Annotated in this window: 22 protein-coding genes; 10 read left to right on the top strand and 12 right to left on the bottom strand. The window is 49.0% G+C overall.

Annotated features, from left to right (window positions below):
- The first annotated feature begins 94 nt into the window (after positions 1-94).
- The 3 genes from ACOQOZ_RS05100 to ACOQOZ_RS05090 all read left to right on the top strand — a co-directional run bounded on the left by ACOQOZ_RS05100 (position 95) and on the right by ACOQOZ_RS05090 (position 3,278).
- The gene (locus ACOQOZ_RS05100) at positions 95-1,759 is read left to right on the top strand and encodes an AAA family ATPase (RefSeq protein ID WP_420591195.1); all 1,665 of its coding nucleotides are present in this window, start codon (positions 95-97) and stop codon (positions 1,757-1,759) included.
- A gap of 137 nt (positions 1,760-1,896) precedes the next feature.
- The gene (locus tag ACOQOZ_RS05095; RefSeq protein WP_420591194.1) at positions 1,897-2,202 is read left to right on the top strand and encodes a hypothetical protein; all 306 of its coding nucleotides are present in this window, start codon (positions 1,897-1,899) and stop codon (positions 2,200-2,202) included.
- 581 nt (positions 2,203-2,783) lie between these two features.
- A complete protein-coding gene (locus tag ACOQOZ_RS05090) occupies positions 2,784-3,278 on the top strand; it encodes a hypothetical protein (protein WP_420591193.1) in 495 nt (164 codons plus the stop codon).
- Between the two features lie 129 nt (positions 3,279-3,407).
- Here ACOQOZ_RS05090 and ACOQOZ_RS05085 read toward each other — a convergent pair whose 3' ends face one another.
- The 3 genes from ACOQOZ_RS05085 to ACOQOZ_RS05075 form a co-directional block, all read right to left on the bottom strand.
- Positions 3,408-3,707, bottom strand: a complete 300-nt coding sequence (locus ACOQOZ_RS05085; protein WP_420591192.1) for a hypothetical protein — start codon at positions 3,705-3,707, stop codon at positions 3,408-3,410.
- Between the two features lie 142 nt (positions 3,708-3,849).
- A complete protein-coding gene (locus ACOQOZ_RS05080) occupies positions 3,850-4,818 on the bottom strand; it encodes a M56 family metallopeptidase (protein ID WP_420591191.1) in 969 nt (322 codons plus the stop codon).
- A 1-nt stretch (position 4,819) separates the two neighbouring features.
- The gene (locus ACOQOZ_RS05075) at positions 4,820-5,293 is read right to left on the bottom strand and encodes a BlaI/MecI/CopY family transcriptional regulator (protein WP_420591190.1); all 474 of its coding nucleotides are present in this window, start codon (positions 5,291-5,293) and stop codon (positions 4,820-4,822) included.
- Between the two features lie 156 nt (positions 5,294-5,449).
- On the opposite strand from ACOQOZ_RS05075, the gene ACOQOZ_RS05070 reads away from it, so the two are divergent.
- The 6 genes from ACOQOZ_RS05070 to ACOQOZ_RS05045 all read left to right on the top strand — a co-directional run bounded on the left by ACOQOZ_RS05070 (position 5,450) and on the right by ACOQOZ_RS05045 (position 12,786).
- Positions 5,450-7,144 carry an ABC transporter substrate-binding protein gene (locus ACOQOZ_RS05070; RefSeq protein WP_420591189.1) on the top strand — a complete coding sequence of 565 codons (1,695 nt, stop codon included), beginning with the start codon at positions 5,450-5,452 and terminating at the stop codon, positions 7,142-7,144.
- The gene (locus tag ACOQOZ_RS05065; RefSeq protein ID WP_420591188.1) at positions 7,144-8,112 is read left to right on the top strand and encodes an ABC transporter permease; all 969 of its coding nucleotides are present in this window, start codon (positions 7,144-7,146) and stop codon (positions 8,110-8,112) included. The genes ACOQOZ_RS05070 and ACOQOZ_RS05065 overlap by 1 nt, the downstream gene beginning before the upstream one ends.
- A complete protein-coding gene (locus tag ACOQOZ_RS05060; protein ID WP_420591187.1) occupies positions 8,099-8,959 on the top strand; it encodes an ABC transporter permease in 861 nt (286 codons plus the stop codon). Before ACOQOZ_RS05065 ends, ACOQOZ_RS05060 begins: the two co-directional genes overlap by 14 nt.
- Entirely contained in the window at positions 8,949-9,818 is an 870-nt protein-coding gene (locus ACOQOZ_RS05055) for an ABC transporter ATP-binding protein (RefSeq protein ID WP_420591186.1), read from the top strand. The genes ACOQOZ_RS05060 and ACOQOZ_RS05055 overlap by 11 nt, the downstream gene beginning before the upstream one ends.
- Positions 9,811-10,650 carry an ABC transporter ATP-binding protein gene (locus ACOQOZ_RS05050; RefSeq protein WP_420591185.1) on the top strand — a complete coding sequence of 280 codons (840 nt, stop codon included), beginning with the start codon at positions 9,811-9,813 and terminating at the stop codon, positions 10,648-10,650. Before ACOQOZ_RS05055 ends, ACOQOZ_RS05050 begins: the two co-directional genes overlap by 8 nt.
- Positions 10,651-10,725: 75 nt before the next feature.
- Positions 10,726-12,786, top strand: a complete 2,061-nt coding sequence (locus ACOQOZ_RS05045) for a TonB-dependent receptor (RefSeq protein WP_420591184.1) — start codon at positions 10,726-10,728, stop codon at positions 12,784-12,786.
- 93 nt (positions 12,787-12,879) lie between these two features.
- Here the strand turns inward: ACOQOZ_RS05045 and ACOQOZ_RS05040 are convergent, their stop codons facing one another.
- The 8 genes from ACOQOZ_RS05040 to ACOQOZ_RS05005 all read right to left on the bottom strand — a co-directional run bounded on the left by ACOQOZ_RS05040 (position 12,880) and on the right by ACOQOZ_RS05005 (position 22,056).
- A complete protein-coding gene (locus tag ACOQOZ_RS05040) occupies positions 12,880-13,707 on the bottom strand; it encodes an SDR family oxidoreductase (protein WP_420591183.1) in 828 nt (275 codons plus the stop codon).
- Between the two features lie 77 nt (positions 13,708-13,784).
- Positions 13,785-15,320, bottom strand: a complete 1,536-nt coding sequence (locus ACOQOZ_RS05035) for an amidase (protein ID WP_420591182.1) — start codon at positions 15,318-15,320, stop codon at positions 13,785-13,787.
- Positions 15,321-15,457: 137 nt separating this feature from the next.
- Positions 15,458-16,357, bottom strand: coding sequence for an FAD:protein FMN transferase (locus ACOQOZ_RS05030; protein WP_420591181.1), 900 nt, complete (start codon positions 16,355-16,357; stop codon positions 15,458-15,460).
- A 28-nt stretch (positions 16,358-16,385) separates the two neighbouring features.
- Complete coding sequence (locus ACOQOZ_RS05025) at positions 16,386-17,546, bottom strand: DUF3570 domain-containing protein (protein ID WP_420591180.1); 1,161 nt, start codon at positions 17,544-17,546, stop codon at positions 16,386-16,388.
- 35 nt (positions 17,547-17,581) lie between these two features.
- The gene (locus ACOQOZ_RS05020; RefSeq protein ID WP_420591179.1) at positions 17,582-17,791 is read right to left on the bottom strand and encodes a DUF4266 domain-containing protein; all 210 of its coding nucleotides are present in this window, start codon (positions 17,789-17,791) and stop codon (positions 17,582-17,584) included.
- Entirely contained in the window at positions 17,791-18,279 is a 489-nt protein-coding gene (locus ACOQOZ_RS05015) for a TlpA family protein disulfide reductase (protein WP_420591178.1), read from the bottom strand. The genes ACOQOZ_RS05020 and ACOQOZ_RS05015 overlap by 1 nt, the downstream gene beginning before the upstream one ends.
- A gap of 9 nt (positions 18,280-18,288) precedes the next feature.
- A complete protein-coding gene (locus ACOQOZ_RS05010) occupies positions 18,289-19,689 on the bottom strand; it encodes a DUF1501 domain-containing protein (protein WP_420591177.1) in 1,401 nt (466 codons plus the stop codon).
- Positions 19,690-19,698: 9 nt separating this feature from the next.
- The gene (locus ACOQOZ_RS05005) at positions 19,699-22,056 is read right to left on the bottom strand and encodes a hypothetical protein (protein WP_420591176.1); all 2,358 of its coding nucleotides are present in this window, start codon (positions 22,054-22,056) and stop codon (positions 19,699-19,701) included.
- A gap of 326 nt (positions 22,057-22,382) precedes the next feature.
- Between ACOQOZ_RS05005 and ACOQOZ_RS05000 the strand changes: the two genes are divergently transcribed.
- Positions 22,383-24,242, top strand: coding sequence for a sensor domain-containing diguanylate cyclase (locus ACOQOZ_RS05000; protein ID WP_420591175.1), 1,860 nt, complete (start codon positions 22,383-22,385; stop codon positions 24,240-24,242).
- Here the strand turns inward: ACOQOZ_RS05000 and ACOQOZ_RS04995 are convergent.
- Complete coding sequence (locus ACOQOZ_RS04995) at positions 24,178-25,758, bottom strand: methyl-accepting chemotaxis protein (RefSeq protein WP_420591174.1); 1,581 nt, start codon at positions 25,756-25,758, stop codon at positions 24,178-24,180. The two genes, ACOQOZ_RS05000 and ACOQOZ_RS04995, sit on opposite strands and share 65 nt — an antisense overlap.
- Between the last annotated feature and the right edge of the window lie 19 nt (positions 25,759-25,777).

Here is a 25,777-nt window from a genome sequence, read left to right as displayed (position 1 = left end):
GCGATGGAAATAGCTGATCTGGGTCATTATAGGGGGCAAGCTTTGTGATGAAGCTTGCCCGTTTTTGTATGAGGTGATAATTTAAATATCAATAGTGTTGGTGGTTTACAGCTCTTTTATCGAGTTAAGCCAGCAACAAGTAAGTGCTCTTGTTGGCAGTAAAGGGAATGTTTTGCTAGAGAAGGTTTCAGTTAGAAATCTGTATGTAGCCCAAATTAAGGAAGATTTAAGAATGAAAATTGAAAAGCTAATTCTCTCCAATTTCAGATCATATAAGGACGAGATTTTCATTGATTTTGATGATCTGAATGTTTTTGTTGGAAAAAATGATATTGGTAAATCCACCATTCTTGAGGCGCTAGATATCTTCTTTAATGAAGGCAAGGGGATTATCAAGTTGGATAAGGATGATATTAATAAGCAGGCGAAAGAAGAAGGAAACTCTGAGATCAAAATAGGTGTCGTCTTCGGAGATTTGCCAACCGAATTGACCATCGATGCAACTAACCCTACTCGCTTAGAAGATGAGTATCTGCTAAATCAAGAAGGGAAACTTGCCGTTATTAAGAAATACCCAAATGCGGGAAGGGAAAAGGTTTACGTAAAGGCCTACCACCCAACTAACGCCTTATGCTCAGAGCTTCTTCTAAAAAAACAACCAGATCTCAAGAAATTACTCACAGAAGAGATGGTTTGTGAGGATAAGACTAAAAATTCTGAAATCCGTAAGGCAATATGGGGATTTTATTCTGAAAGTCTTGAGTTAAAAGAGATTGAGATAGAACTTGCTAAAATTGACGCTAAGAATACTTGGGAGCAACTAAAAACCTACCTTCCATTGTATTCGCTTTTTCAGTCAGATCGCAAAAATAGTGATGGGGATAATGAAATCCAAAATCCAATGAAATTGGCAGTTCAGGAAATCTTGAAAGATAAGGGGCTAATGAACAGCTTGAATCAAGTTGCTGTTGAGGTAGAGAAGAAGCTAAAAGAGGTTGCAGATCAAACTCTGGAAAAGTTGAACGAAATGAACCCGGAGATAGCAAATAGCTTAAACCCTGTTATACCTAGCCCAGAAAGCTTGAAATGGGCCGATGTTTTCAAGAGCGTATCAATCACTGGCGACGAAGATATTCCGATTAATAAAAGAGGCAGCGGTGTTAAGCGGCTTGTGCTACTAAACTTCTTCCGTGCAGAAGCTGAAAGAAGAAAGTCTGAAAGTAATGTTCCTAACATAATCTATGCAATCGAAGAACCGGAAACATCACAGCACCCTAGCCACCAGAGAAAGTTGATTGAAGCTTTTATCGAATTGTCAGAATCAGATAATACTCAGGTTTTATTGACGACTCATAGTCCGTCAATTGTCAAAATGCTACAGTTTGATCACCTAAAGCTCATCAAGAGCGAGCAATCTAAAAAAGTTGTTTCTGTAGAGAGAAATGAGCTCCCATATCCATCTTTGAACGAAGTTAATTTTTTAGCTTTCGGAGAGGCAAATGATGAATATCATAATGAGTTGTATGGATTTATTGAGAGTGAAGAGCTACTGGCCGACTATAAAGATGGAAAAGACACAATTGAATATATAAGAATTAAGAGAAATGGAGATTTAATGTCGGAACAAAAAATAGTCAGTGAGTACATTCGACATCAGATTCATCACCCAGAAAACAACCATAATGCAAGATATACGGATGAGCAGTTACAGACGTCTATTAATGATATGAGGGTTTTTATTGAGGCTCAGGCGTTGTGAACAACAATTACCTAATAGATCTGCAATCTAAGCTTCGGACACAGTCACCTTTTGTGTGAAAAAACGCACAAAGGTTAAAGTAGCCTACTGCGGCTGAAGCGGGAGTTATGTAATCATAGTTAGAGGAGTAGAATATTATGAGTTTATTCAAAGTTGTGGTGCTGGCCTCAATCACAGCAGCTTATGGATGTAGCAACGAAGATTTAGTAAATACAAAGCTTCACCAGACTATAGCTCTTCAGAAACATACTTCTGGTTTCGCGGCGGCATGCAAGGGAAAACTTTCAATGAAGTCAGAGTATACTGGCGATGTTGAAATTCCAGCCATAACTAGTATCTCTTGTGATGATATGGATAAGAAAAGCGAATTTTTCTCTCCGCTTAGTGAGGCTGATATCGAGGCTCTAGAGGAGCAAATAAAGAAAATTAACAATGTAGAATGAACTTGCGTAACAAAGCAGCCAATCGGCTGCTTTTTATTGTTCAAATCTAAGCCAGGCGCTCAGCTTCAAAGCGAATCCAGCCCAAACTTTTTACTCAACAACTTATCCATCCATTCAACCGGAATCCAGTGGCAAATGTACTGCAGGGGATGTTTGTTGTCACTAATACGAATTACCTCACTTTATTGGCTCGGTAGGCAATTATCGGCTCGATAGTGAGCTCCTTTTCTTACGCCAGATTAATCACGATGATGTTGTAACATTCTAATTTTCTTTATATTTATAGATTAGAGGAATATTTAAATTAGTTTTTTCTAATAAGGTTGTTTTATTATTTTCAAAATTATTTTTTATTAAGTAGTGTATTTTTTTTGATTTTGTATAAAGTATGTTGTCATGAATGTAACCGCTGTAGTCGTGTGAGTTTTTCTATGGAGCTCTAAGAAGTTATGTTATTTTTTTCTCTTAAGCTAAGGGTTGTTTAGTTTATTAGTATTTTTTATTGATTTTAAAATATTTTTGAATTTATCTTTAGTTTTTAAGGGTTTATATCTATTTCATTAAACCAAAGGATGATTGATGTGAAAGCAGAAGAAACAAAAATGACCACGGATGAGTTGGTCGCTCAATATATATCTACTCATATTGCTGAGTCTGATAAAGAAAACCGTATGATTTCAAAGTTGGGAGCATGGACTGCACTAATTGGCTCATTAGCAACTTTGATCGGTGCATTCTCAGCTTGGAGTTCTGCGGGAAAAGCAGAAGAAACTGCTAGAAATGTTGAAGTTCTGCTGTCAGGATTTCAAAAATCTGAAGCTATCAGGAATCAGCGACAGTCATTTATAGATGAGAATCAGAAATTACTTAACTTGTATAACGAAAAGGAGCTGTCGATCATGTGTAGCCCGATTACTCTGACTGACTCTTCTTTGTGGAATACATACGAGTACTGCCTTTTAGAAAACTATTCAAAAGGGCAAGTTTATCTAGGGAGTTCAGATATTCCCTCAAAGCTACGTGCCTCATGCGGTTTGGAGGTTGGTGTGTGCAAGAAAAAAAAGCTGCAAAATTAATATCTTAATATGGCCAAATAATTTGGCCTATTCTGAATATTTTAGGGGGTAAAAAAAGCAGCAAATTTGCTGCTTTTTGCGCCTTGGAGGAACTCTAGCATTCCGATTAAAAGTGATATCTACTGCAAGTTAGTTCGAAAGAGCCCTGACATTATTCTTAATGCGCTCATCCCAATTAACATTGCCAACCTTCATTACCCAGAAATACAAATCATCTTCTTTCTGACCAAAGATATTGGATTCACGCACATGCTCAGCGAAACAATCGGCAATCGTTCGAAGAGCTGAATCGCTATTGTCGTCAGGGTTTAAGCCTTTCTCTTTCGCCAACTCAGATACTGAATGGATGATTTGATCCCAGTTCTTGTCCGTTTTGCGTTTGATCAGTTCGATCAGTTCTTTTACCAGGAAGTTAGCCAGAATGTTCATATGCATTACCTTATGTAGTTATTTGCGGGAATGTTCAGTATTCCGCCGAAAGAGTTACAAAAAAATTAAAATAATCAAAAATGATAAAATAATATTAGGAGTATTACTTGGAGGATTGGAAATGCTGTTGCTTGGTTGTCCGCTACCGCGACAGCCACTCCAGCACCGGATGGCTGACAAACGCCGCTGCTATAAACAACACTGCACCCATCAAAAAACTCCCAGAAAGCGCCAGCAGCAACCGCCGCCAATGCGCTTTATCAAACTCCTGATACAAGCGCATCTCATGCTTAAACGCCGCCAGGCGTTGCTCAGACGTAACCTGATGCTGCTTACCGTGCTCAGCACAATACTGCTCAACGGTATTAAGAAGTTCGCCAAGCTCTTCGGCAGACGTCTGAGTAAATTCCACCGCCATCAGGTCGCAGGTATTCTCAGTATCCTGCAATAAATCCTGTCGAATCTGCTGCGCTTTGGCCCGGGGCCAGGGAAAGGTGAACCAGTGCACCAGAAACTTTCGCAGATTATCCCGACGGCTGACATGGGCGTGCTCATGGGCCAGCATGGTTTGCAGTTGTTGTTTCGATACCTGATTAATCAAACCCTGAGATAAATAAATCTGCGGTCTTAACAGGCCGACACACCAGGCAGCCGGTTGCTCTGTCTGAATCAGGCGGAAATCCTGATTCGGCCGCGCCTCGGATAACATCGCTAGCGTTGCCGAATAACGTTTGCCTTTCGATAATTGGCGCAGCGCCAGATAACCCATTAAAAACAACGCCAGCACACTTAATATCACCAGACCGGCACTGGTTTGCGTCGAAATGGGCATGTGCAGGGAATGGGCGCCACACACATCGCCATGGCAATGTTCGTGAATAAATAAGTGGCTAAGTTCCGGGCTGGCATACAACACCAGTACAATGGAAGCAATCAGACTGGGCGCCGCAGCAATTAATACAATCAGTGTGGTTCGTAACGGCGCCGGATACGCCAACATCAGCCGCCGTAGCAGCGGATATAAAAACGCCAGGCAGCCGCTGAGCATTAATGTGATGACGCTCCAGGTAAATACACCGGGAATAATGCCGGGCAGGGAATGCGCCAACATCTCAGTCACTGCTTTGTTTGAGGTCGGAGTTGTCAGTCGCCTGACTGATGCTGTTATCAGCAGGCATCATCGCTTTTAACCCGGAGGTGTCGGCATCCGGAACTTCCTCACTGATAAAGTCCATAAAGCCGGAAATCATCGGCGCCATATCACCATCGCTGATTTCAATGGCCAGATCCTGCAGCAGGCGGCTGATCACCGTGCTTTGGTTAATCGCAGCGGTATAAACGTAAGAGCGGCCGCTTTTCTCACGTTCGATCAGCTGTTTGCGATACAAACGCTCCAGCGTGCTTTGTACGGTACTGAGGGAAATGTCTTGTGACTGGCTGCGCTGGTGAATGCACTGGGCGGTTAAAGGTTGTTCGCGCCACAGCAACTTCAGTACTTCCAGTTCCCGTGGGCCCAGTGGCGGCATGGGGTTTTTCGATCGGCGGATCCCCAGTAGCCGTTCCAGCATGTTGTCTATTTTGGTCATCGCCGATCCCTTATCGGTTTTCGTCAGCCAGTTGATAATTATTCTCGATGCGATTCTTCACACTGCCGTCGCTATGTCAACTTTTCAGCGACAGATCGCCGGGCCTGTTGGCCTGAAAGAGCGGCCCTGAATACCACCACGAGTAGTTATCTGTTTATGAACGTTTCCTTTTCTCCGTTTGCTTCCCTGATCAGGGTATTGACCCTGAGCGCAATAACGCTCGCCAGCATAACGGCGTGTGACCAATCTGCCAGCTGGCAAGACGCCGATGCAGCGGACAAAGATGCCATTTCCCGTGAGGATACGTTAATTGTTGCCCGCGCCAGTGAGCCGGAGTGGTTAAACCCGGTAGCCGGGCATCAGCATGCGGATGCCGATAAATCGATATTCCGCGGTTTGTTTAAGCTCGATCTGGATAATCGTCTGGTGCCGGATATGGCGCAGTCGTGGTCGGTATCGGACGACGGCAAGGTGTACACCATCAAATTACGCGATGGCATTAAGTGGCACGACGGCGTTGCGTTTACCGCCGAGGATGTGAAGTTCACCATCGAGAGTATTCAGAATCCGGACAATCACAGTGGCTTGCGCAAGGAAGTGGAAGAGATTAATAACGTCCGTGTGATTGATCCGTTAACGGTTCAGATCAGCCTCAGTCAGCCGTTGTCGCCACTGCCGGGGCGGTTAAAAATCGGCATGATTCCCAAACATGCATTAGCCGGTAAAGATTTTAATACCGATCCGTTTAATTTCGATCAGCCGATTGGTACCGGGCCGTATCAATTTAAATCACGTCGTCCGGGTGAATATCTGGAACTGGTGGCCAATCCGGATTTTTACGACGGTGCCCCGGCATTTAAGCGCGTTATTTATAAATTCCTGCCGGATCCGAACGTACGCCTGGTACAGCTGAAAAAAGGCGAAATTGATGTGGCCGCACTGACGCCAAAGCAAATAGCGGCGGTGAAAGACGATGATGTTTTTCGCATCGAAACAACCCCGTCTGCGGATTATCGGGTGATGATGTTTAATCATCGCGATCCGTTATTTGCCGATGTGCGGGTACGTCAGGCAATTCAGTTTGCCACCGATCGTGAGGCGTTAGTAAAAGGTGCTTTGCTGGGCCGAGGCAGCGCGGCTTATGCGCCGTTGCAATTTAATCGTATGACGGCAGCGCCAGCGCAATTACTGAAGCACGATAATGATATTCAGCGTGCCGAGCAGTTACTAAATCAGGCCGGTTGGCAGCGTAACCGCGATGGTCTGATGGAAAAAGACGGCAAGCCATTTTCGTTTGTATTAACGGCGCCGGTCAGTTCTCCGGTTCGGGTGGATCTGGCGACGTTATTAGCCAGTCAGTTGCAGCGGCTGGGCATCGAAGCCAAAGTTGATGTAAAAGACTGGGCGGTGATTGATATTCCGCAAACCCAGGCATTAATTCTGGGTGGTGGTTTACCGGGCGATCCGGACGATGATCTGTATCGCTTCTTCTCGTCTTATATGTTGGATGCCGGCAGTAATTACAGCGGCTTCAGTAATCCGGACATTGATGCACTGCTGATTGCTGGTCGCCGTACTACCAATGATCTGCAACGGGTTCAGATTTATCGCCGTCTGCAGCGTGAGCTAACGGAAAATCCGGCGTACAACTATCTGGTGTATCTGGAGCACGTGTATGGCGTGCGCAAAGGGCTGCAGGGATTTCAGAAAAAGATTTTTGGCCATGGCACTTCGCCGCTGTGGAATATCGAGCAGTGGCGTAACGCCAACCCAGCTTCAAATCCCAACCCAAGCCTAAACCTAAACCCAGCTCCAGCCGCTGAACAGCATAGCCAGGCGGCCAGCCACTGATGTTGCGTTATGTGTTGCTGCGACTGGTTGCCGCGTTACCGCAATTATTGCTGATCAGTCTGCTGGCGTTTGTGATTATGAAAGCCGCACCGGGTTCGCCGGTGGCCAGCTTAGTTGGTGGCCGGGAATTTATGTCGGCGACGGATTACGACCGGGTGGCGGATAATCTCGGTTTAAATGATCCGTTAATCAGCCAATACGGTAATTGGTTAGGCAAGCTGCTGCAGGGCGACTGGGGATTTTCCATTAAAGACGGTCGCCCGGTCAGTCAGGTGATCTGGAATGCCACGCTTAATACCGCGTTATTAATGGCGGTCGCAGGCAGCGGGATTGTGTTGTTGTCTTTGTTGTTGGGTTATATCGCCGGACGCTGGGCACAATCGCCCGCCGATTATCTGACCAGTGGTCTGGCGCTGGTGAGTTTTGCCACTCCGGCATTCTGGCTGGGATTACTGCTGATCTTATTCTTCTCGGTGGTGCTCGACTGGTTACCGTCCTCCGGCATGATGACGCTGGGCAAAGCAGATACGCTTTCTAGTCGGATACAACATCTTATTTTGCCGGTGGTCACCATTATTCTTGCCCATGCCGGCCCTTATATTCGTTTGGTACGTGGCAGTGTGCGGGACGTGCTGGCATCGGATTATTACCGCGCTGCGGTGGCCCGGGGATTACCGCCATCAACATTAATGTGGCGTTACGAGCTGCCCAATGCTTTAACGCCTTTTATTACCTGGTGTGGTGTGTCGTTACCCTTGCTGATGGGCGGCGCTTTTATTGTTGAATGGATTTTCTCCTGGCCCGGTCTTGGTCAGTTATTTCTTAAATCCGCCATTGGTAAAAATTACACGGTATTAATGGCCGCGGTTCTGGTAACCGGCGTGCTGGTGATTCTTGGTAATTTAATTGCGGATTTATTGGTCGCCTGGCTGAACCCGAAAATGAGGCGCCAGTATGCCGATGTTTAATATGGCTTCTTTCCTGCGCCATCGTCTGGCAAAAGCCGGATTAATCGGCTTGGCAATTATTATTGCTGTGGCGTTACTCGGCCCGCTATTGGCACCTTATGCTGCGGATACGCCAGATTTATCGGCCATTTATGCGGCACCGTCGTTGTCGCATTGGCTGGGTACCGATCAGCTCGGCCGGGATTTATTCGCACGTTTACTGGCCGGTGCTCAGGTGTCTTTGCTAGTGGCATTTATCGCCACGTTAATTGCCACCTTGCTGGGCTGTTGTTACGGCCTGTTAGCCGGTATGGCCCCGATGTGGCTCGACCGGATATTAATGCAGTTACTTGATGCGGTGTTAGCCATCCCGGTGTTATTGCTGGTGATTGTGTCTCAGGCATTTGGTGAATCCAGTTTATTAAAAGTTATTGCTGTCATTGGTTTAGCGAGCTGGATGGGCACCGCGCGATTAATGCGTACCGAAACCCGACGATTAATGCAGAGTGAATTTGTCGCCGCCGCCATTGTTGGTGGTGCATCACGTTTGCGCCTGGCACTGGTACATGTACTACCCAATGCCGCCGCGCCGTTATTGGTGGTGGTCACCGTGGGTGTTGGTCAGGCGGTACTGATTGAATCCACCCTGAGTTTTTTAAATCTGGGTGTGCCCAGCACCTTACCCAGCTGGGGCAATTTATTGGGCAATGGCATGAGCAGCATGCTCAGTGGTGCCTGGTGGATGGTGGTGTTTCCGGGTGTGATGATTGTGATCACGGTATTAAGCATTAATCTGGTAGGGGATGGTTTGCGCGATATTGTTGACCCGAAACGAAGACATATCGGCGGAGGGCCAGGTGTTGAATAAGTTAAATGTAAATACTTTAAATACGCTGTTATCCGTTGATCATTTATCGGTTAGTTATGGCGCCGGAGCTCAAGCAGTTCAGGCGGTTCGTGATGTGTCTTTTACGATAGCGCCGGGGGAAATTGTTGGTTTAGTCGGCGAAAGTGGCAGTGGTAAAAGCACCGTTGCCCAGGCCATTCTGGGTTTATTAAATCAGGATGTTTCCGGCCAGAGCAGCGCCTCTGTTCGTGGTGATATACAGTTTGAAGGCCGCAGCCTATTGACCGATAGCCATCATTTACAGCGTGTGCGTGGCCGTCATATCGGCATGATGTTTCAGTCGTCGCATTCCGCTTTTAATCCGCAAATGACCATTGGCCAGCAAATGACAGAAGCCATTCGCTGGCATTTAAAACTGAATAAATCCCAGGCACGGCAACTGGCGTTGATCGCATTGCAGGATGTGGGCATGCCTCGGCCTGAAGAAATCCTGCATAACTACGCGTTTGAGCTCAGTGGTGGTATGTGCCAGCGCGCTGCCTTGGCGATGGTTATGGCATTGCAGCCATCATTAATTCTGGCGGACGAACCAACGGCATCGCTTGATGTGGTGGCCCAGGCGGAACTGGTGCGCTGGCTGGCGGATATCCAGAAAAAGCGTGGTTTTGCCATGTTAATGATCAGCCACGATCTGAATTTAATTGCCCGGCTGGCGGATCGCTTATTGGTGATGTATCAGGGCGAGGTGCTGGAGCAGGGGGATACGCATTTGGTATTAACTCAGCCGCAACACCCGTACACCGCAGAATTGATTAATGCCATTCCGCGATTAACCGAGCCTCTGCAACAAGATAGGCAAAAGGTGCTGGTGAATGACTAATACACTGCTGGAAATTAAAAACGTCAGCCGCACCTACCGCAATGTTGGTGGTATGTTCAGCGCCAACTGGTTTACCAAAAAGCGTTATAACGTGGCTGCGGTCAACGGTGTCTCGCTGACAGTTAACCGCGGCGAGGTTGTAGGCCTGGTTGGGGAAAGTGGCTCGGGCAAAAGTACTCTGGCGCGCATGATCATGGGATTAGAAAACCCCGACTCCGGCAGTGTGTTGATAAATGGTCTCGATATTCATCCGTGCTCTGGCCAGCAGCTGCGACAGATACGGCGTTCGGTGCAAATGGTGTTTCAGAATCCTTATGCTGCGTTAAATCCTCTGCAACGCATTGATGCCGCCATTGTTGAACCACTGACCAACTTTGAAACGCTGAATCAAGGTCAGCGCCAATCGATTGCCTCGGCAGCGTTAAAGGATGTCGGGCTGCCGCAACGTTTATTACATGCCTACCCACATCAACTCAGTGGTGGTGAGCGCCAGCGTGTGTGTATTGCCCGGGCGTTAACGCTAAAGCCGCAATTACTGGTGTGTGATGAAGCGGTATCGGCGCTGGATAAAACCGTTCAGGCGCAGGTGCTGACGTTATTGCGCCAGCTGCAACAACGCCATGGTTTAGCCATTTTATTTATTTCCCACGATTTAGCGGCGGTTAATCAGTTGTGTGACCAGCTGCTGGTGATGCGTCAAGGCGACATCGTTGAGCGCGGAAATTGTGATCAGTTGCTGAGTCACGCTGTGGATTCTGAGACGCAAAAACAGCTGCATCCGTATACGCAAAAGCTGCTGCAGGCGAATCGTTTTCTTGAAGGTGTTCGCTGATCGAACGACGCCTTCTGATCATTTTTTATTTTTCTGTTACCGATACGATTTTTAACGAATTAAGGATTTATGAATATGCGGACAAAAGCCCCGTTAACATTGCTTGCGGTAAAACCTTTGGCAGTGGCCATCAGTATGGCGCTTGCGACATCTGTTAACGCCGAAGAAACAACCGCCGAAGAAACAACCACAGAGCTGAGCAATATCACGGTAACCGGTGAAGGCATGGCAGAAGCCAATCAATCCTTTACGGTGAATCTGATTGATCGCGAAATGCTGGAGCAACGTAATACCAGCGATGTGTTACGTGCCATTGAAGACGTACCCGGCATGACCATGAGTACCGGTGCTTATGCCCAGGGTGGTGTTGCCAGCGCCTTCCAGATTCGTGGTTTTGCTGCGGCCGGACATGGCAGTGACGCTGCGGTATATATCGATGGCATTTCGCTCAACGAGGGTGGTTCCCACGGTGACGGTTATGCTGATACCAATATTATGATGCCCATCGAATTAGAAACGATCCGTGTTTATAAAGGCCCGGTTTCACCCTTGTACGGTAATTTTGCCCGGGGAGGCACACTGGCGTTTGAAACCCGTAAGGGCGGAAAATATTCCGAAGCGGATGTCTTTATTGGTGCCTACGATACGGTAAATGCCCAGCTGGCGGTGGGTAATTCCGTTGGTCCGATTTCAACCAATTTTGCGTTGCAGGGTTACGATACAACGGGTTATCGCGATCATCAGGAATACACCAAAACCAATGCCGCAGCGCGGATTGCCTACGACATCGACAGTGATTCTGAACTGGCATTTTCCCTGCGCCGTCACAGCGGTCACTTTAATGCGCCGGGTTATATCACCGAAGAACAATTTAATCGGGGTGAAAAGGCCCGCCGTGATCGCGCCCGTGATGCCAATGGCAAGCTGACGGCAGAAGACGATGGCGGTAACCGTAATTTCACCTCCTACCGGCTGGATTACAACACCATGGTAACCGCTGATATTCGTTTGCTGACCTATGCCTACGGCGTGGATCAGGATTCGGTGCGGTTTGCCAAATTCAGTTATGGCGAAGACGGTCAGTCGGAACGGATTTACAGTCGTGAAGGTCTGGCATTAGGTGCTAGTTTAAATGGCCAAAGCGAACTTATGGGCGCAACGGCTGCCTGGGTGGCGGGTGTTGAATATCTGGATGAAACCACCGATGCAGCACGTTATAACAGCAAAAACCGGGTGCGTGGTGACGTTACCGAAAACCGCGAATTAACCACGCAAACCAGCTCGGCATTTGCTCAGGTGGATATGATGCTGACCCAGGATCTTATCTCAACGCTGGGCCTGCGCTACGACCGTTTTGATGGCGATGCGCACAATAAAACCGACGGTAAAAAATCATCGATGGAAGACTATGCGCACTTAAGCCCGAAGGTGGGTGTACGCTATCACTTGACGGATAACTGGCAGCTGCGAGGCAGCGCTGCCAACGGTTATGCTTTGCCATCCGGGCAGGCTAAATACGATGCCAGCATTGATGTTGATCCGGTTGATTATTGGCAATATGAAGTGGGCTTTGGTGGTGTGCCCGTTGAGATGTGGTACCTGGATATTGCTGCATTTGTGCTCGACTCCTCCGGTGAATATCAGGAGCAGGGCGGTGTGGTTAAAAACTTAGGTGAAACCCGTCGCCGCGGTTTAGAAGCGGAATTACGTTTTAATCCGATTGCTTATTTTGAGCTGGTGGGATTATTAGGCTTATTTGACAGCGATGTGAAAAAGAACGAGAACAAGGAGCTGGAAGGTAAGTCGGTAACGGGCGTGCCGGAACATACGGCAACCTTAAAAGCCAGCTATACGCCACCAACGGCATTGGGTGGCAGCATCGCCTGGCGTTCGACTGGAAAATATTACATCAGCGACGATAACGATCAGTCTTACAAAGGTTTTGAGGTGGTCGATCTGACGGCGTTTTATAACGTTGCTGCGGCTGGCAGTGACAGTGATCTGAAATTGTATGTTCAGGTTAATAACCTGCTGGATAAAACCTATGCCGAGTCTGTTTGGTATGGCAGTGGTACCGCGAATTATGCTCCGGCGGCGGGTCGTAATATCGGTGCTGGTCTGACGGTGAAGTGGTAATAAAAAAGCAGCTAAGTGGTTTATGCCGCTTAGCTGCTTTTTACGTTTTACGGTTCAGATTTGATTTACTGCCCGGAAACAAGGCACAAAAACTCAGAGTGAATCCAAACCAAACTTTTTGCTCAATAATTTATCCACCCACTCAACCGGAATCCAGCGACGAATAAACGGCAGGGCACGACTGCCATTACCAATACGGATAACCGCATCCGGCTGGCTCAGTAGCTGAGCCATTAATTCGGTGGCAAATTCCTTCGCCGGCGTTGGATTGTCCTGGGATGCGGTTGCACGATCCTGAATCGATTTTTTCAGTGGCGCATAAATCGATTGTTCATCAATCAGGTTGCCCAGATTGGCCAGCGAGTTGTCGCCAAATTTTGATTCAATCGCACCTGGTTGTACCGTCACCACTTTAACATTAAACGGCGCCAGTTCCATGCGCAGCGCATCGGATAAGGCATGGAGTGCGGCTTTGGTTGCGCAATAGGCTCCGGAAAATGGCGTGGTTAAAATACCGGATACCGATCCAATATTTACCACCTGGGCATTACCACTGGCGCGCAGCAGCGGTAACAGGGCTTTGGTCAGAGCGATAGGGGCAAATACATTGGTTTCGAACTGGCGCTTTAAATTATCGGCGGACAATTCAACCACCGGTCCCATGGCAGCATAACCGGCATTATTAATCAGATAATCCAGCTTGCCACTGTCTTTGTTAATGACTTCGACCGTGGCAGCAATATCGTCCGGGTTATTAACGTCCATTGATACCGGCACCAGCTGATCACTGGTTAAATCGGCCAGTGTCTGAGTATTACGTGCCGCGGCATACACACGAAAACCATGGCGCAAAAACTCTTCGGTTAATGCCCGGCCAATACCGCTGGAGCAACCTGTAATCAGAACCGTTCTTGCGCTCATAAATGTTTCCTTTTGAATGTCGAATCTTTTTATCGACGAGTTGGTTGTGTGTTTATCTGGTTTTTAACGCCAGTGTTTCAGTCAATTGTTGCGGTTCGGTTAAACCAGGGTTGTGCCTGTTCCAGTTGTTTTGCCAGCTGCAGCAGGGTGGTTTCGTCTCCCATTGGCGCCATAAACTGAACCCCTAAAGGCAGATTATTTTTGCTCCAGTACAGTGGCACTGACATAGCCGGTGCACCGGTTAAATTCGCTAGCTGAGTGAATGGCAGTTTTTCCAGACTTTCCATCGCCATTTGTTTCACCATGCCACTTTTCAGCAGTAATTTGTGCAGGCCAAAGGCGTTAATTACTTTCATGCCGACTTTTTCAAACGCGGGTGGTTCAAAGGTGCCGATTTCAACCGGCTCTGCTGCCAGGGTTGGGGTTAATAATACATCGTAGCGCTGGTGGTACATCGCCATGGTTTGCGCCAGCTGATTCCAGCGACGTTTGGCGGTCACAAATTCACCTGCGGAAATGGCTTTGCCGATATAGCCAAGAGTTTTGGTGGTGTCTTCTACGTCGAGATTACCAAAGCCGGTTCCCAATAACTGAGCGGCGTATTCCATATCGGCAGCGACATGGCCAAAGTACATGGTCAGATACGAATCGGCTAACGCTTCACCATCGATTTGCAGGGTGACTTCTTCGACTTCGTGGCCAAGCTCCTGTAACAGAGAAACGGCCTGGTCAATCGCCGCTTCTGCTTCGGCATCAACCGGGCGACCAACAAAAGATTTGCGGCTGAAACCGATTTTTATTGGCCTGACCGGGGTGTCTAATGCGGTTAAATAAGATTCAGGTTTAACCAGCGGGTACGGTGTTGAACCGTCAGGGCCGGCGATGGCGTCTAACATAGCAGCGCTGTCACGCACACTGCGGGTTAACACGTGCTCCACGGCGGCGCCGTCCCATAATTCGGAATAATACGGGCCGGTGGGGGTACGGCCACGACTTGGTTTTAAACCAAACAGGCCACAACAGGCTGCCGGAATACGAATGGAACCACCACCATCACCACCGGACGCCATCGGCACAATACCGGCGGCAATGGCAGCGCCGGAACCACCACTTGAGCCGCCTGGTGTATGGTCGGTATTCCATGGGTTGCGGGAAGCACCAAATGCTTTGGGTTCGGTAATGCCCATTAAACCGAATTCCGGCGTGTTGGTTTTACCAAAAATCACCACGCCACTGTTTTTATAGCGACGGGTTAATTCACTGTCGCTGGGAGAAATCTGACCTTTATAAGCGCTGCTGCCGTTGCTTAACGGAGTGCCTTCTAATGCGGTTAATAAATCTTTCAGCAGAAAGGGAACACCGGTAAACGGGCCGTCGGGCAGGCCATTGCGAATCTGCTCGCGGGCGAAATCGTATAACGGTGTGACGATGGCGTTAACCTTGGGATTAACCACTTCAGCACGCTGAATGGCCGCCTGTAATAATTCTTCGGCGCTGACTTCGCCTTTTTTTACCAGCTCCGCCAGGCCCATGGCGTCGTAACCCTGGTAATCGTCCTGGGTTAATAATTTGTGTGGACGGGTAGCTGAATTACCGGCAGCGGAAGTCGTCATGGTGGTCCCTTTTTAATTTTTCTGTTGCCCCGATTCTAGCCAGCTTATTTCCCGAAAGGAATGGCTTATTTCGCCGTATAAAGCGGGCAGATGGTCAGTCTGAGTAAGGGACAGGAAGATGAGCTGGTGGATGCCGGTTATGAGGCGCCTGAGGCCGCGCCAGCAGAGGCAACATGACTGCCATCCGGGCGGATGGCGAGATAGTGTAATCCCTGTTCGTCGAGCCAGGGCAGGGCATCCTGTTGCTTTAACATGGCGATGGAAGAAAAGGTTCCGGCCAATAAACAGTTGGGTGCGAGTACAGTAATGGAAGCCCAATAATTTACCGGGAAGCCATTTTTTGGATTCAGCAGATGGCAATAGCGCTGGCCGTCGAGTTCAAAAAAGCGCTCATAGTCGCCACTGGTGGCCATGCCTCCTTCATAAACCGGTAACTGGGCAAATGCATTTTCCGGATCGCGTGGGTGGCGAACTCCCAGCAGCCAGGGGGAGTTATCCGGCTTTGGCCCGAGCACTAACAAATCACCGCCCAAATCGACAATACCAGAGTGAATACCGTGCTCCCGGCAAATATTCGCGGCACGATCGGCGGCGTATTCTTTACCAATGCCACCTAAATCAATTTCCATCGTAGCTGGCATGGTGAGCTGATTGGCAGTTAATTTAGCCTGATCAAACCCGATACGTTGCAACAGCGGTTGAAGGGATTCTTTTGCCGGTAAAGCCGCTTCACGAAAATTCCATGCCTGCCGCAAGATTCCGGAACTGATATCAAACAAGCCCTCACTTTGCTGCCAGCAGATGACGGCATAATTTAATAAGTAGTGGCTTTCGGCATCGATATCAGTGGTTGTACCGGCGTTGCGGTTAATGTCCGACAACACGGAATCATCGCGGTATCGGCTGTATTTCTGTTCGATACGTTTTACTTCCCGCTCCACCGCTTGGGCGGCGGCCTGGCAGCGCTCCGGCTCCCCGAGTAAATGTAATTCACACGGTGAAGTCATGGCAGTAAAAGAAAAACGCTGAATGTTCATAGCGGCAGGGTGCTTGTATTAAATGCGATCAGAAACGATACGCTACACCAAAACTGAGTACGGTGTAACTCAGCAGTGAGGGGGTTTCATCTCTGGTGCGGCCAATAACGGATAACGTTTCATCGGCAAAATAATATTGGAAATCAAAACTGAAGGTCCATTGTCTCCAGTTCGCCTGATTTTCCAGCCCCAGAGTGATGGCGCCATAGTTGGACAAACGCGCATCGGAACTGAAGTATTCTCCCTGGGGTACCCGTTCCAGCGTATAAAAATCCGCTTCACTCTGGCGGTAATAACGCAACGAGGGAATAAATCGGAACTGCGCCCAGTTGGTGTTGTAGCGTTGTGCCCAGCGAGCGGTCAGGGTATGTGACAACACGCCCCAATCATCGGCATAAAAACGGTAGTCACCATGGAATGCTGCGCCATCACCAACGGAAAAATAGTGGCGATAGTTGGCAGAGAGGGTGAACTGGTCACGTTCGTCGGGACGTTTATCGTAGGTTTTATACGGGTCGGATAAAAATCCGGAAAAATGGGTGACGCCCAGGCCAATCTGAATAACGCGGTTTTTATCGATGATCTGACTGACACCTTCATACAGCGATAAGCTGCGTTTGTTGCGACCATCGGCGGCTTCGCGATTGCGACTGCCTTTGGCATCGGTGGGCGACAAGGTATCAATGGAGGCACTGATGGCGGCAATTAATGTGGTGTGTTTATTAAACAGTTCCAGCGAGCCGTCGGTCCCTAACGATATCGATTGGTAATCATTTTCCGTGGAAAAAGCAAAAGTGCCACCCAGGGAACCTTCAGAGAAATAGCGCTTGGGTGATACTTTGACGTCGTAGCGGGTTTCGTCAATGGTCGCGCCTGAGGTAATTAATACGCTTTTGCCATTTTCCCGGTAGGTTTGTGTCGGCGAGGCTCCGGATAAGGTTTCGTACTGAAATTCACTGTTAATGTACCAGTCTTCGCCCAGGGGTTTAGCGTAGCGGAACTGATGAACATCGATTTCGTAACGCTTTAATTCCGGAGTAAACGTACGTTCACGCGGGTTATCGCTTTCGCTGTACTGGCTGTAACGATAAGCAAATATTTCATCTTCCGGAGCCACTTCAGCCTGGCTGGCAATCGGCAGTGCCGCAGCGGCTGCCAGGGCAGCAAAGGCAGTTTTTTTCTGGGCCATTAATTCGTCCTGAGCTTGTTAATTTAAATCACACGTTAATTACAGCCACATCCGCCACCGGCCGCCTGGCCGCCACCGGAAGATCCTTCCTTACTGAAAAAAATGTGATTATCCAGCGAGCCTTTTAACGGGTCGCTTTGCCAGGCCATAACGTCTTTCGACAGGTTGCCACGTTCCCAGGGTTTTACCTGAGCGCAACCACTGACGGCGACAACAGCCAGCACCAGGACGGTCAGCTTCTGCATTATTTTTTACCCAAAAGTTGATTCACTTCTTGTTGGATTTTTTTCATATCGGATGGTTTGAATCCGGTATGCACTGCGCGAACCACGCCTTTTTTATCGATCAGATAAGAGGTTGGCATACCCTGTAACGCGTATTTTTCCGGAGACTGGCCCGTCACATCGTGCAGTGTCGGGTAACTGACCGGGAATTGTTTCAGGAAGCCGCGAGCGTCTTTAATTTCTTCGTCGAGATTAATGGCAATAACTTCGAAAGGCTGACCCTTTAATGAATTACGCATTTTATTCAGCAGTGGCAGTGACTTGCGACACGGCCCGCACCAGGAAGCCCAGAAATCCAGGTAGACCACTTTGCCACGGTATTCCGACAGTGACAGTGAGCCTTTTTGCGTGAGCAATGGCAGTTTAAAGTTGGGGGCTTTATCTCCGGCCTTTAATGCAAAGCTGGTGGAAGATAAAGCCAGTAACAACAGAGTGGTTAAAATACGCACGTCTTTTCCTTAAGAAAAAATATTAAACGGTGTGAAGTTTAGCGGATATTTACCGACAACCGGGTTGGAATCAATCCCCATTAACTGCCGTAAGGCGATATTCACGTGTTTGGGTTCAAGAATGGTACCGCTGCTGTCGGGTAAACCGGTCTGGCGGTTAACGGTCTGGGAACGGAAAGCGGTGGTGGAGGCACCAAATACTTTACCACCGGTTGAGACATCGCTCGGATGCAGCACCATAACGCTGGTTACCGGCCAGTGATCCTTACCATTACCTGAGTTGTAATACGGTGTTCGGCCAAAGTCAGAGCCAATCACGATGGTGGTTTTATCGGCGATACCGGCAAATTTCAGCACTTCGCACAGGTAATTCACCCCTTCCAGTAAATCACCCAGGCGTGGATAGGCGCGGCTGTCGTGGTCACCATGGGTATCAAAGCCACCAAAATTCAGGTTAGCACTGGCGGCCAGGTTTGATTTAAAGGCGGCTGCAACCACTTGTGCCTGACTTTTCAGGGACGTTGCACGCGTAGGATTCCAATGCCAGGCCGGATGAGGATCGTCGCCCTCCGGGGTAACGTACTGCTGAATATTACTCAGCTGAACGGTTAGCTCTCCGAGGTTACTTTCTTCGTTACGGATGCCAAACAGCTGGCTCAGTTGAGCGCGGCGCTGGGGCAGGGGTTCGTTATTCTGCTGGCGCTGAATGCGCGCTTGCTGGGCTTGTTGAATGCGTTTGTAGATATCAACTTTGCCGTCACGGTCACGATAGTTCAGGCCCAGTTTGAATTGGTCGTTACTGTCGGTGTACCACAGGTTCGGGTCGGAAATTTCATTAATAAAACCGGCGCTGCTGGCACGTGCGCGGGCAACCAGTGAATCGGTAAAGTCATAGCCACCGTTACTGATAAACGCCATTGGCAGGGTGGGTGATACCGCTGCGGCGTAGAGGGCGGTGATCGATGGATAGCCCAGTTCCTCATGACCAGACCAGGTAACGCGGTTGCCTGTGTCGTGGTTATTGGTGCCGTTATCGATGCCGTTAATCACGGTCATACGATCACCATAGCCCTGGAAGAACTGATCAAACTGGTTTTCGATGCGGTTGCGCACTGCAACATCATTCGAGACAAACTCAGGGATGGCGCTCCACTGAATATCGCCAATACGTTTGTTGCTGTCGAGATCCACTGAGTTGGTGGAACCTTCGTGGCGGGTACTGTTCGCGGTGTAAGATCGGTTCAGCCCTTTGGGATCACAGATAGAGGTTGGATCCCAGCCACCGCCAGCATTCACCAATATCAGATACTTCTCGGGCGCGGTTGCCGCGTGTGCTTTGGAGCTGATCAACGGCATTTGTGCTGTCATGCCAGTGGCTGCCAGCAGCTGTAAAAAATTACGACGTTTCATGGCAGCCTCCTATTGGTAAATAAAGCGGTAGTCAGATAATAAATAGGTAACAACCGCGATCCAGGAGCGGATAACGTAGTTGTCATCTTCGCGAATACGGGTGCGCTGTTGTTCCGGTGGAATTTTCACTTCGTCGATTTCGTCACCATGAGCGAAGCGGTCACCAAAGCGGCCGTCGTCGCGGAAGTCGCGCTCAGCCCTACAGACCAGATATTGTGGACGAGGGTTATAATCCTGATTATTTTCGAGCAGCTGCTGACCCTGATTAAACACATCCATAAACAGCTGGAAGCTGGCTTCAATTTCAGCGTGGTTCAGCGGCAGGCTTTCACCGGTCAGGCGCCAGTGCAGGTGCTGGATGTTATGTTTGATGGCGTTGATACCCGCCTGGTCAGGATTGCCGCTGGTATCGACGGGCTGAGTCGAGGTTTCAACGTGGGGGAACAGGCGACGCTTGCTGTTATGCCAGGTGAAATCGTACGGCACGCCACGGCAGGCCATTTCAACAGCCATACGGTTCTGAATCGCGATCATTAAGCCACTCGGCTCACGAATGCGTTCGGTGATGGAATCGGAATCCATACCACCTAACATCAGGCGGTTGTTTTCCCAGCGCAGGTCGTCCCAGACAAAGCCAAAGGTGGCTTTGAGTTTTCTCTGCAGTTGTTCCGGGCTTAAAAACTGGCTGGAACCAATATGGCTGTTGCTGCTCAGGGTGTTGCTATCTACACCCGAAGCCCGGTAATAAGGGCTCATAATCACGCCCTTAACCGCGGTTTTTAAATTCCAGCCATCGGCAACCATGGCCTGGCCAATGGCATTGAGAATTGCGCGCTGGGAGTTAAATGCCTGCTTGTCAGCATCGCTGGCACTTTCACCCGGTGCAATTAATGGGTCCTGACCAACGATGCCTTTATACAGGGTGCGCACTGTGGCACGAATAAAGCGAGGGTCGTTAGCAATCTCTTTACCCAGCCATTGCAACATATTACGGAAGTAACCAGTGCTGCCTGACAGAGGTACCTTTTTACCACCCAGGCCTGCTGGTTCAATATCAGCATTATCCCAGCGGTTACGTGAGGTGCTGCCGGTAACAATATACTGGCCCCGCTCGGTCCAGTGTTGAAAGGCTGAAGCAACCGGGTCCATAACCTGATGGCAGGCATAACATGCCGGGTCTAACAGCGTTGGATTAGGCTTGCCGTTGCCAATACCATCACCCGGGCGGTCGCCCTGAATCTGCAGGATGTCGGTATCAAGGAAGTAATCGAACACAATTTTTGAGCGGTGACGATTACGGTTGGTAAAGGTGGTTGGGTAGCGGTTAAGGAACATGGCTGAGGTCAGAATACCGGAGTGAGGAATCCCACCATTTTCAAACTCCAGCTCTTTTTTAATGCGGGCAGGTTTAAAGTCATTCGGATCGTGACTCACTGACTTGCTTGTGCGATCCGGATCGGCACAGACCGGTGTGTCCAGTTCACGGAATTTAGCATCAGGATCCAGCAGTTCGGCTTCATACACCTTTTGGCTGTACCAGTTCACCATGATGTAGTCGGCGGTCATAAACTCGGTGTGTGGTTTGCCATTTTTTGACAGGTAGCGAATCAGCTCCAGTGGTTCCCGGGCAACGGCGTCGTTGGTGATGGTGCGGACACAGCTGCGCATACGGCTTTCGTTGTCTTCTGAGTATTCATCGTTGTACCACTTACGTTTCGGGAAATCTTCGTTATCCAGCAGGTTAATGCCACCTTCAAACAAGTTGCTGCTGAGGTACTTGTCGGTCAGCAGCTGTTCGTTAAACACTTCCATCAGCGACTGATAAAACGCTTCTTCTTCCATCATCGACGATAAGGCCTGACTGAGGCCGACATCGCCTTTTTCATTGACCAGTGCCAGTTCAGCGTCGGTTGGCATTCTGCCGGTCATTTGCAGTGTGGCGCGGCGCAGAGTGGTTGCCTGAGGCGAATTGGTGACACCTTCGAGGCTGGTGGTTCCGCCGCTGAGAATACGATCGTTGAAGACCTGCAGGATATATTCGGCGGTATCGCTGGCGCAGTCGCCGCTGCAGTTATTGACGTTGGCGATTGGCATGGTGCGGCTGATCTCATCTGCTAATACGCTCTGGCTGGTACAGGTCGCGCAACCCACCAGTGATGATCCTGCTGGTGTGCCGTTACCATCCGTGCCATGACAGGAAGCACATTGGGCAATGTACTCACGTCGGCCATTTTCATTGACCGGGCCAATGACCTTGCCATCGCCGCCGGCGGAAGCACCACCAACATCACCTGAATAGTCGTTGATACAGGCGCTCAGCGCCATGCTCATCAGTATCACGAAGATACCGGTTATTCCTCTGTTCATCCCGCACCTCGCCTGCGTCAGGCTGTGTTTTGCTCTTAGTTGGCAAGACATTATTTTTATTCCGGCCATTCTTCGGGCCGGTTGCAGAAACCATAGCAAAATCCTGTGGCAAAAAGTGTGAAGCGCTTTTAAAAATGGCCGCTTTAGGCGTAACCGTTACAAATAGACTACACTTTCTGCACGTATTAATAAGGTTGTTTTTAATCCAAATGTTCAGGATTTTGCTTGTATCCTTGGTACTCATCCTCAGTCAGCTGTCGCTGGCTCAAACCAGTCCGGAAATCGATCTGGCCCGGATAAATACTTCTCTCGTCCTGGACCCTCTTGTGGCATATGCCGAAGACCCTGAAGGACACGGTACAATTAACCAGTTACAAGCGCGAACCTGGAAGACAGGCGGTGTTGAAAACCTGTCATTCGGTTATACCAACTCGGTTTATTGGTTTCGTTTTGTACTGAGTGATAGTCGGGCAAGGCAGTTGCCGTACTTTCTCGAAATTGGTTATCCGGTGCTGGATAATATTCGCCTGTATCTACGCAGTATAAAAAATGGCCAGAAAAGTGACTGGCAATTACAGCAATATGGCGACAAGCAACCACACTCCGAACGACCCATTCCTCATCGTTTTTTTGTACTGCCGTTTTCTTTAGAGTCCGGCGAGCAGCAGGAGTGGGTGTTTCGTGTAGAAACCTCCAGTTCGATGCAGTTTCCGTTAACCGTCTGGCATGAGCGACCATTTTTTGTAGAAGAGATGGGGCAGTTATTCGGAATGGGGATTTATTACGGCATCATGTTAATTATGGTGTTGTATAACCTGTTTGTTTTTTTATCAGTCCGGGAAATTAACTACCTTTATTACGTATTGTACGTTGCCAGTATGACGGCATTTATTGGCAGTCTGCATGGATTTAATTTTCAGTATTTATGGCCACAGGCTACACACTGGAATGACCAGAGTATTGTGATTGCGCTGGCCGGTGTGGTGATTTTTGGTGGTTTATTCACCATTAATTTTTTATCGCTGAAAAATGATATGGCATTGTTGGGGCGACTTTTCAGTGCTGTTGTGATCGCAGCTCTGGGAATTATTGTGATCAGCAATTTTGCACCGTATCACCTGATGATTCGCAGTCTGATTGCCGTGGCTATTATTGGTATTTTTTGCGCTGTTTATGGTGGTGTGGTGCGCTGGAGTCAGGGGTATTCGTCTGCGCGTTTTTACACCATTGCCTGGTCGTCCATGTTGCTGGGTGGTGTGGTACTGGCGCTGAATAAATTCGATATTATTCCGCGCAATTTCTTTACCGAATACGCGATTCAGATTGGCTCGGCGCTGGAAGTAATTCTGCTGTCCTTTGCGCTCGCTGATCGATTAAATCAGGAAAAGCGTGAACGTTTTGAAGCCCAATTGGCTGCCTTTGAGCATGAAAAAATCGCCCGTGTTGCTCAGGAGGATGCACTGTCCCAGGAGCGCAATGCGCGACACGCTCAGGAGAAGGCGCTGGAACATGAGCGTGAGGCTCGTGAAGCTCAGGATCGTGCACTGGAAGTTCAGCGTCGTGCTAATGAAACGCTGGAATCCAGAGTGCGGCAACGGACCGGCGAGCTGGAAAGATTAAATCAGCGATTGGAATATTTGAGTACTACAGATCCGTTAACGGCCTTACGAAATCGTCGTTTCTTCGAAGATGTGATTGATCGGGAGTTGGCGCGTGCCATTCGTGAACGTGAGCCCTTGAGTGTGCTGATGCTGGACATCGACAAATTCAAAAAAATTAATGATAGTCATGGTCATCAGGCCGGTGACGATATCCTGCGCGCTGTTGCCCAGGCGATTAAACATGGTGTTCATCGTAATACCGATTTTATCGCCCGTTATGGCGGGGAAGAATTTGTACTGGTGCTGCCTAATACTGATACTCAGGGGGCCTGCCACGTTGCCGAGTGTTTGCGTGGCGCAGTCCAGCAGTTGAATTTTGATCGTATTGAAACAGGGCTGGCGGTGACCATGAGTATTGGCATTTATGGCGGCGTTCCGGCGCCACACAGCCGCGCAGATGATTGGGTTAAATTCGCTGATGATGCCTTATATCAGTCGAAAGAAAATGGCCGCAATCAGGTCACTCTGTATCAGGCTGATCACTGCGATAACCAATCCGAAAGCCTCCCCAGTGCTGGCCATTAACCCAGATGGGTACCGATAAGTCGTGCATGACTTCGCCGGTATCGCGTTTATAGGTTTGCAGCAGCATAGTGCGGGTGTTTGAGCCGCAGCGTGAGCCGGTGCGATCACTGAAAATGCGTTTGGTGCGATTGTTTACCAGATCGGTGTCGTAGTTGCCGGTCAGGGGCTGGCTGAAACGTTTATTGTGGGTCGGGAAGTAGCCGAGGTTATCAACTGCGCCAGCATAGGCAAATGTCGAGTGGCGGTGCAGAATGGGTTCCTGAATGTCGGGTAATACCCGATCGGTAAACTGATCAAAGCGGGTGGAGTGTTTCACCGGGTTGGTGTTGGCAATTTCCTGATAGTTGCGATCGAATAAATCCGCCTGGCTGATTTCGCCATTGCTGATGGCTGCTTCAAAACGTGCGCCGATGGCTGCACTGGCCTGAAGTGCTTCCTCTAACGCATCACCGTGAATACCGGCTAATGCTTCGCTACCGATGCTTTCATAGATCTTCTCCGCCGTATCAGACAGGGCCAGTGAGCGTTGTGATATGGCACGGATATCAGCTTCGTTATCGCTTGAGCGGGTGCTGGTTTGCTGCAGAATGTCGGATATCTGATGAATGCCGTCGCTATTGTCGGATACGCTGCCAGTAATGTCTTTGATTGCACCTTGTATCTGGTCGGCGAAATCGAAGGTTTCTCCCAGGTGAATGTCGATCTTCTCAATCATTTCAGTGGTGGCGGCGATGGTATCGCTGAGTGCGTTGCTGTTATCAACTGTTCGTTTGATCTGGCGATTAATCTCCTCAGCCGTCTGGCCAATCTGCTCTGTTGCATCGCTGGTTTTGGCTGCCAGTGCTCTTACTTCATCGGCGACAACGGCGAAGCCTCGTCCCTGCTCTCCGGCACGGGCGGCCTCGATGGCAGCATTGAGCGCCAGCAGGTTGGTTTGTTCGGCAATATCGCTGATGACCCGGGTAACACTTTGAATCTGGCTGGATTTGGCTTCCAGTTGTGACACCAGTTCGCGGTTCTCATGGGTCTGTTGCTGGGTTCCCTGCATTTGCGGTAATACCTGTTCCAGGGCATTGCGGCCTTTCTGATTCACGTTTTTGGCGGCGTCGGAAGTTTCACTGGCGTTATGGGTGAGTTCAACAATACGACTGATGCTGTTACGTATGCTGTTGGCTGATTCGATGAGTTGTTCGGTGTCGTGCAGCTCATCATGAATCTTACGTTGCAGTTGGTCTGCCGCAAAGGAAACCTCAGCGGCTGCAATTGCAATGTCGCCGCCGTAAGCGGAAACGGCCTGAACAGGGTCCTGACTTTGCTGTGCGGTGTTGTCAGCCGTTTTGCCGTCGCTGGTGACACCGGAGTTGCAAATAAAGGCGATTAGAATGCCGGTTGTTAGAGAAGGCAGGGCAATGCCCAATAACGGCACAGCAAAAAACTGATGGCTGATCAGAGCCGTTATCGCCGATATGACAATGGCGAGGGCGATTGAGTGTGTGCGTTTGCGGATAATCGCCATAGCGCTTCCTCTGTTCCTG

Source organism: Bacterioplanoides sp. (genome assembly GCF_965219715.1).
Classification (GTDB): Bacteria; Pseudomonadota; Gammaproteobacteria; order Pseudomonadales; family Oceanobacteraceae; genus Bacterioplanoides.
Note: the sequence above shows the minus strand (reverse complement) of the source record. Positions and strands in the feature narration are given on the sequence as shown.

What these genes read in the sequence shown, in the direction of transcription:
- ACOQOZ_RS05080 (WP_420591191.1), bottom strand. Translation starts at nt 4,818, where the DNA reads ATGTTGGCGCATTCCCTGCCCGGCATTATTCCCGGTGTATTTACCTGG.
- ACOQOZ_RS05095 (WP_420591194.1), top strand. Translation starts at nt 1,897, where the DNA reads ATGAGTTTATTCAAAGTTGTGGTGCTGGCCTCAATCACAGCAGCTTAT.
- ACOQOZ_RS04995 (WP_420591174.1), bottom strand. Translation starts at nt 25,758, where the DNA reads ATGGCGATTATCCGCAAACGCACACACTCAATCGCCCTCGCCATTGTC.
- ACOQOZ_RS05025 (WP_420591180.1), bottom strand. Translation starts at nt 17,546, where the DNA reads ATGGCCCAGAAAAAAACTGCCTTTGCTGCCCTGGCAGCCGCTGCGGCA.
- ACOQOZ_RS05030 (WP_420591181.1), bottom strand. Translation starts at nt 16,357, where the DNA reads ATGAACATTCAGCGTTTTTCTTTTACTGCCATGACTTCACCGTGTGAA.
- ACOQOZ_RS05010 (WP_420591177.1), bottom strand. Translation starts at nt 19,689, where the DNA reads ATGAAACGTCGTAATTTTTTACAGCTGCTGGCAGCCACTGGCATGACA.
- ACOQOZ_RS05020 (WP_420591179.1), bottom strand. Translation starts at nt 17,791, where the DNA reads ATGCAGAAGCTGACCGTCCTGGTGCTGGCTGTTGTCGCCGTCAGTGGT.
- ACOQOZ_RS05050 (WP_420591185.1), top strand. Translation starts at nt 9,811, where the DNA reads ATGACTAATACACTGCTGGAAATTAAAAACGTCAGCCGCACCTACCGC.
- ACOQOZ_RS05035 (WP_420591182.1), bottom strand. Translation starts at nt 15,320, where the DNA reads ATGACGACTTCCGCTGCCGGTAATTCAGCTACCCGTCCACACAAATTA.
- ACOQOZ_RS05085 (WP_420591192.1), bottom strand. Translation starts at nt 3,707, where the DNA reads ATGAACATTCTGGCTAACTTCCTGGTAAAAGAACTGATCGAACTGATC.
- ACOQOZ_RS05045 (WP_420591184.1), top strand. Translation starts at nt 10,726, where the DNA reads ATGCGGACAAAAGCCCCGTTAACATTGCTTGCGGTAAAACCTTTGGCA.
- ACOQOZ_RS05040 (WP_420591183.1), bottom strand. Translation starts at nt 13,707, where the DNA reads ATGAGCGCAAGAACGGTTCTGATTACAGGTTGCTCCAGCGGTATTGGC.
- ACOQOZ_RS05070 (WP_420591189.1), top strand. Translation starts at nt 5,450, where the DNA reads ATGAACGTTTCCTTTTCTCCGTTTGCTTCCCTGATCAGGGTATTGACC.
- ACOQOZ_RS05060 (WP_420591187.1), top strand. Translation starts at nt 8,099, where the DNA reads ATGCCGATGTTTAATATGGCTTCTTTCCTGCGCCATCGTCTGGCAAAA.
- ACOQOZ_RS05005 (WP_420591176.1), bottom strand. Translation starts at nt 22,056, where the DNA reads ATGAACAGAGGAATAACCGGTATCTTCGTGATACTGATGAGCATGGCG.
- ACOQOZ_RS05075 (WP_420591190.1), bottom strand. Translation starts at nt 5,293, where the DNA reads ATGACCAAAATAGACAACATGCTGGAACGGCTACTGGGGATCCGCCGA.
- ACOQOZ_RS05065 (WP_420591188.1), top strand. Translation starts at nt 7,144, where the DNA reads ATGTTGCGTTATGTGTTGCTGCGACTGGTTGCCGCGTTACCGCAATTA.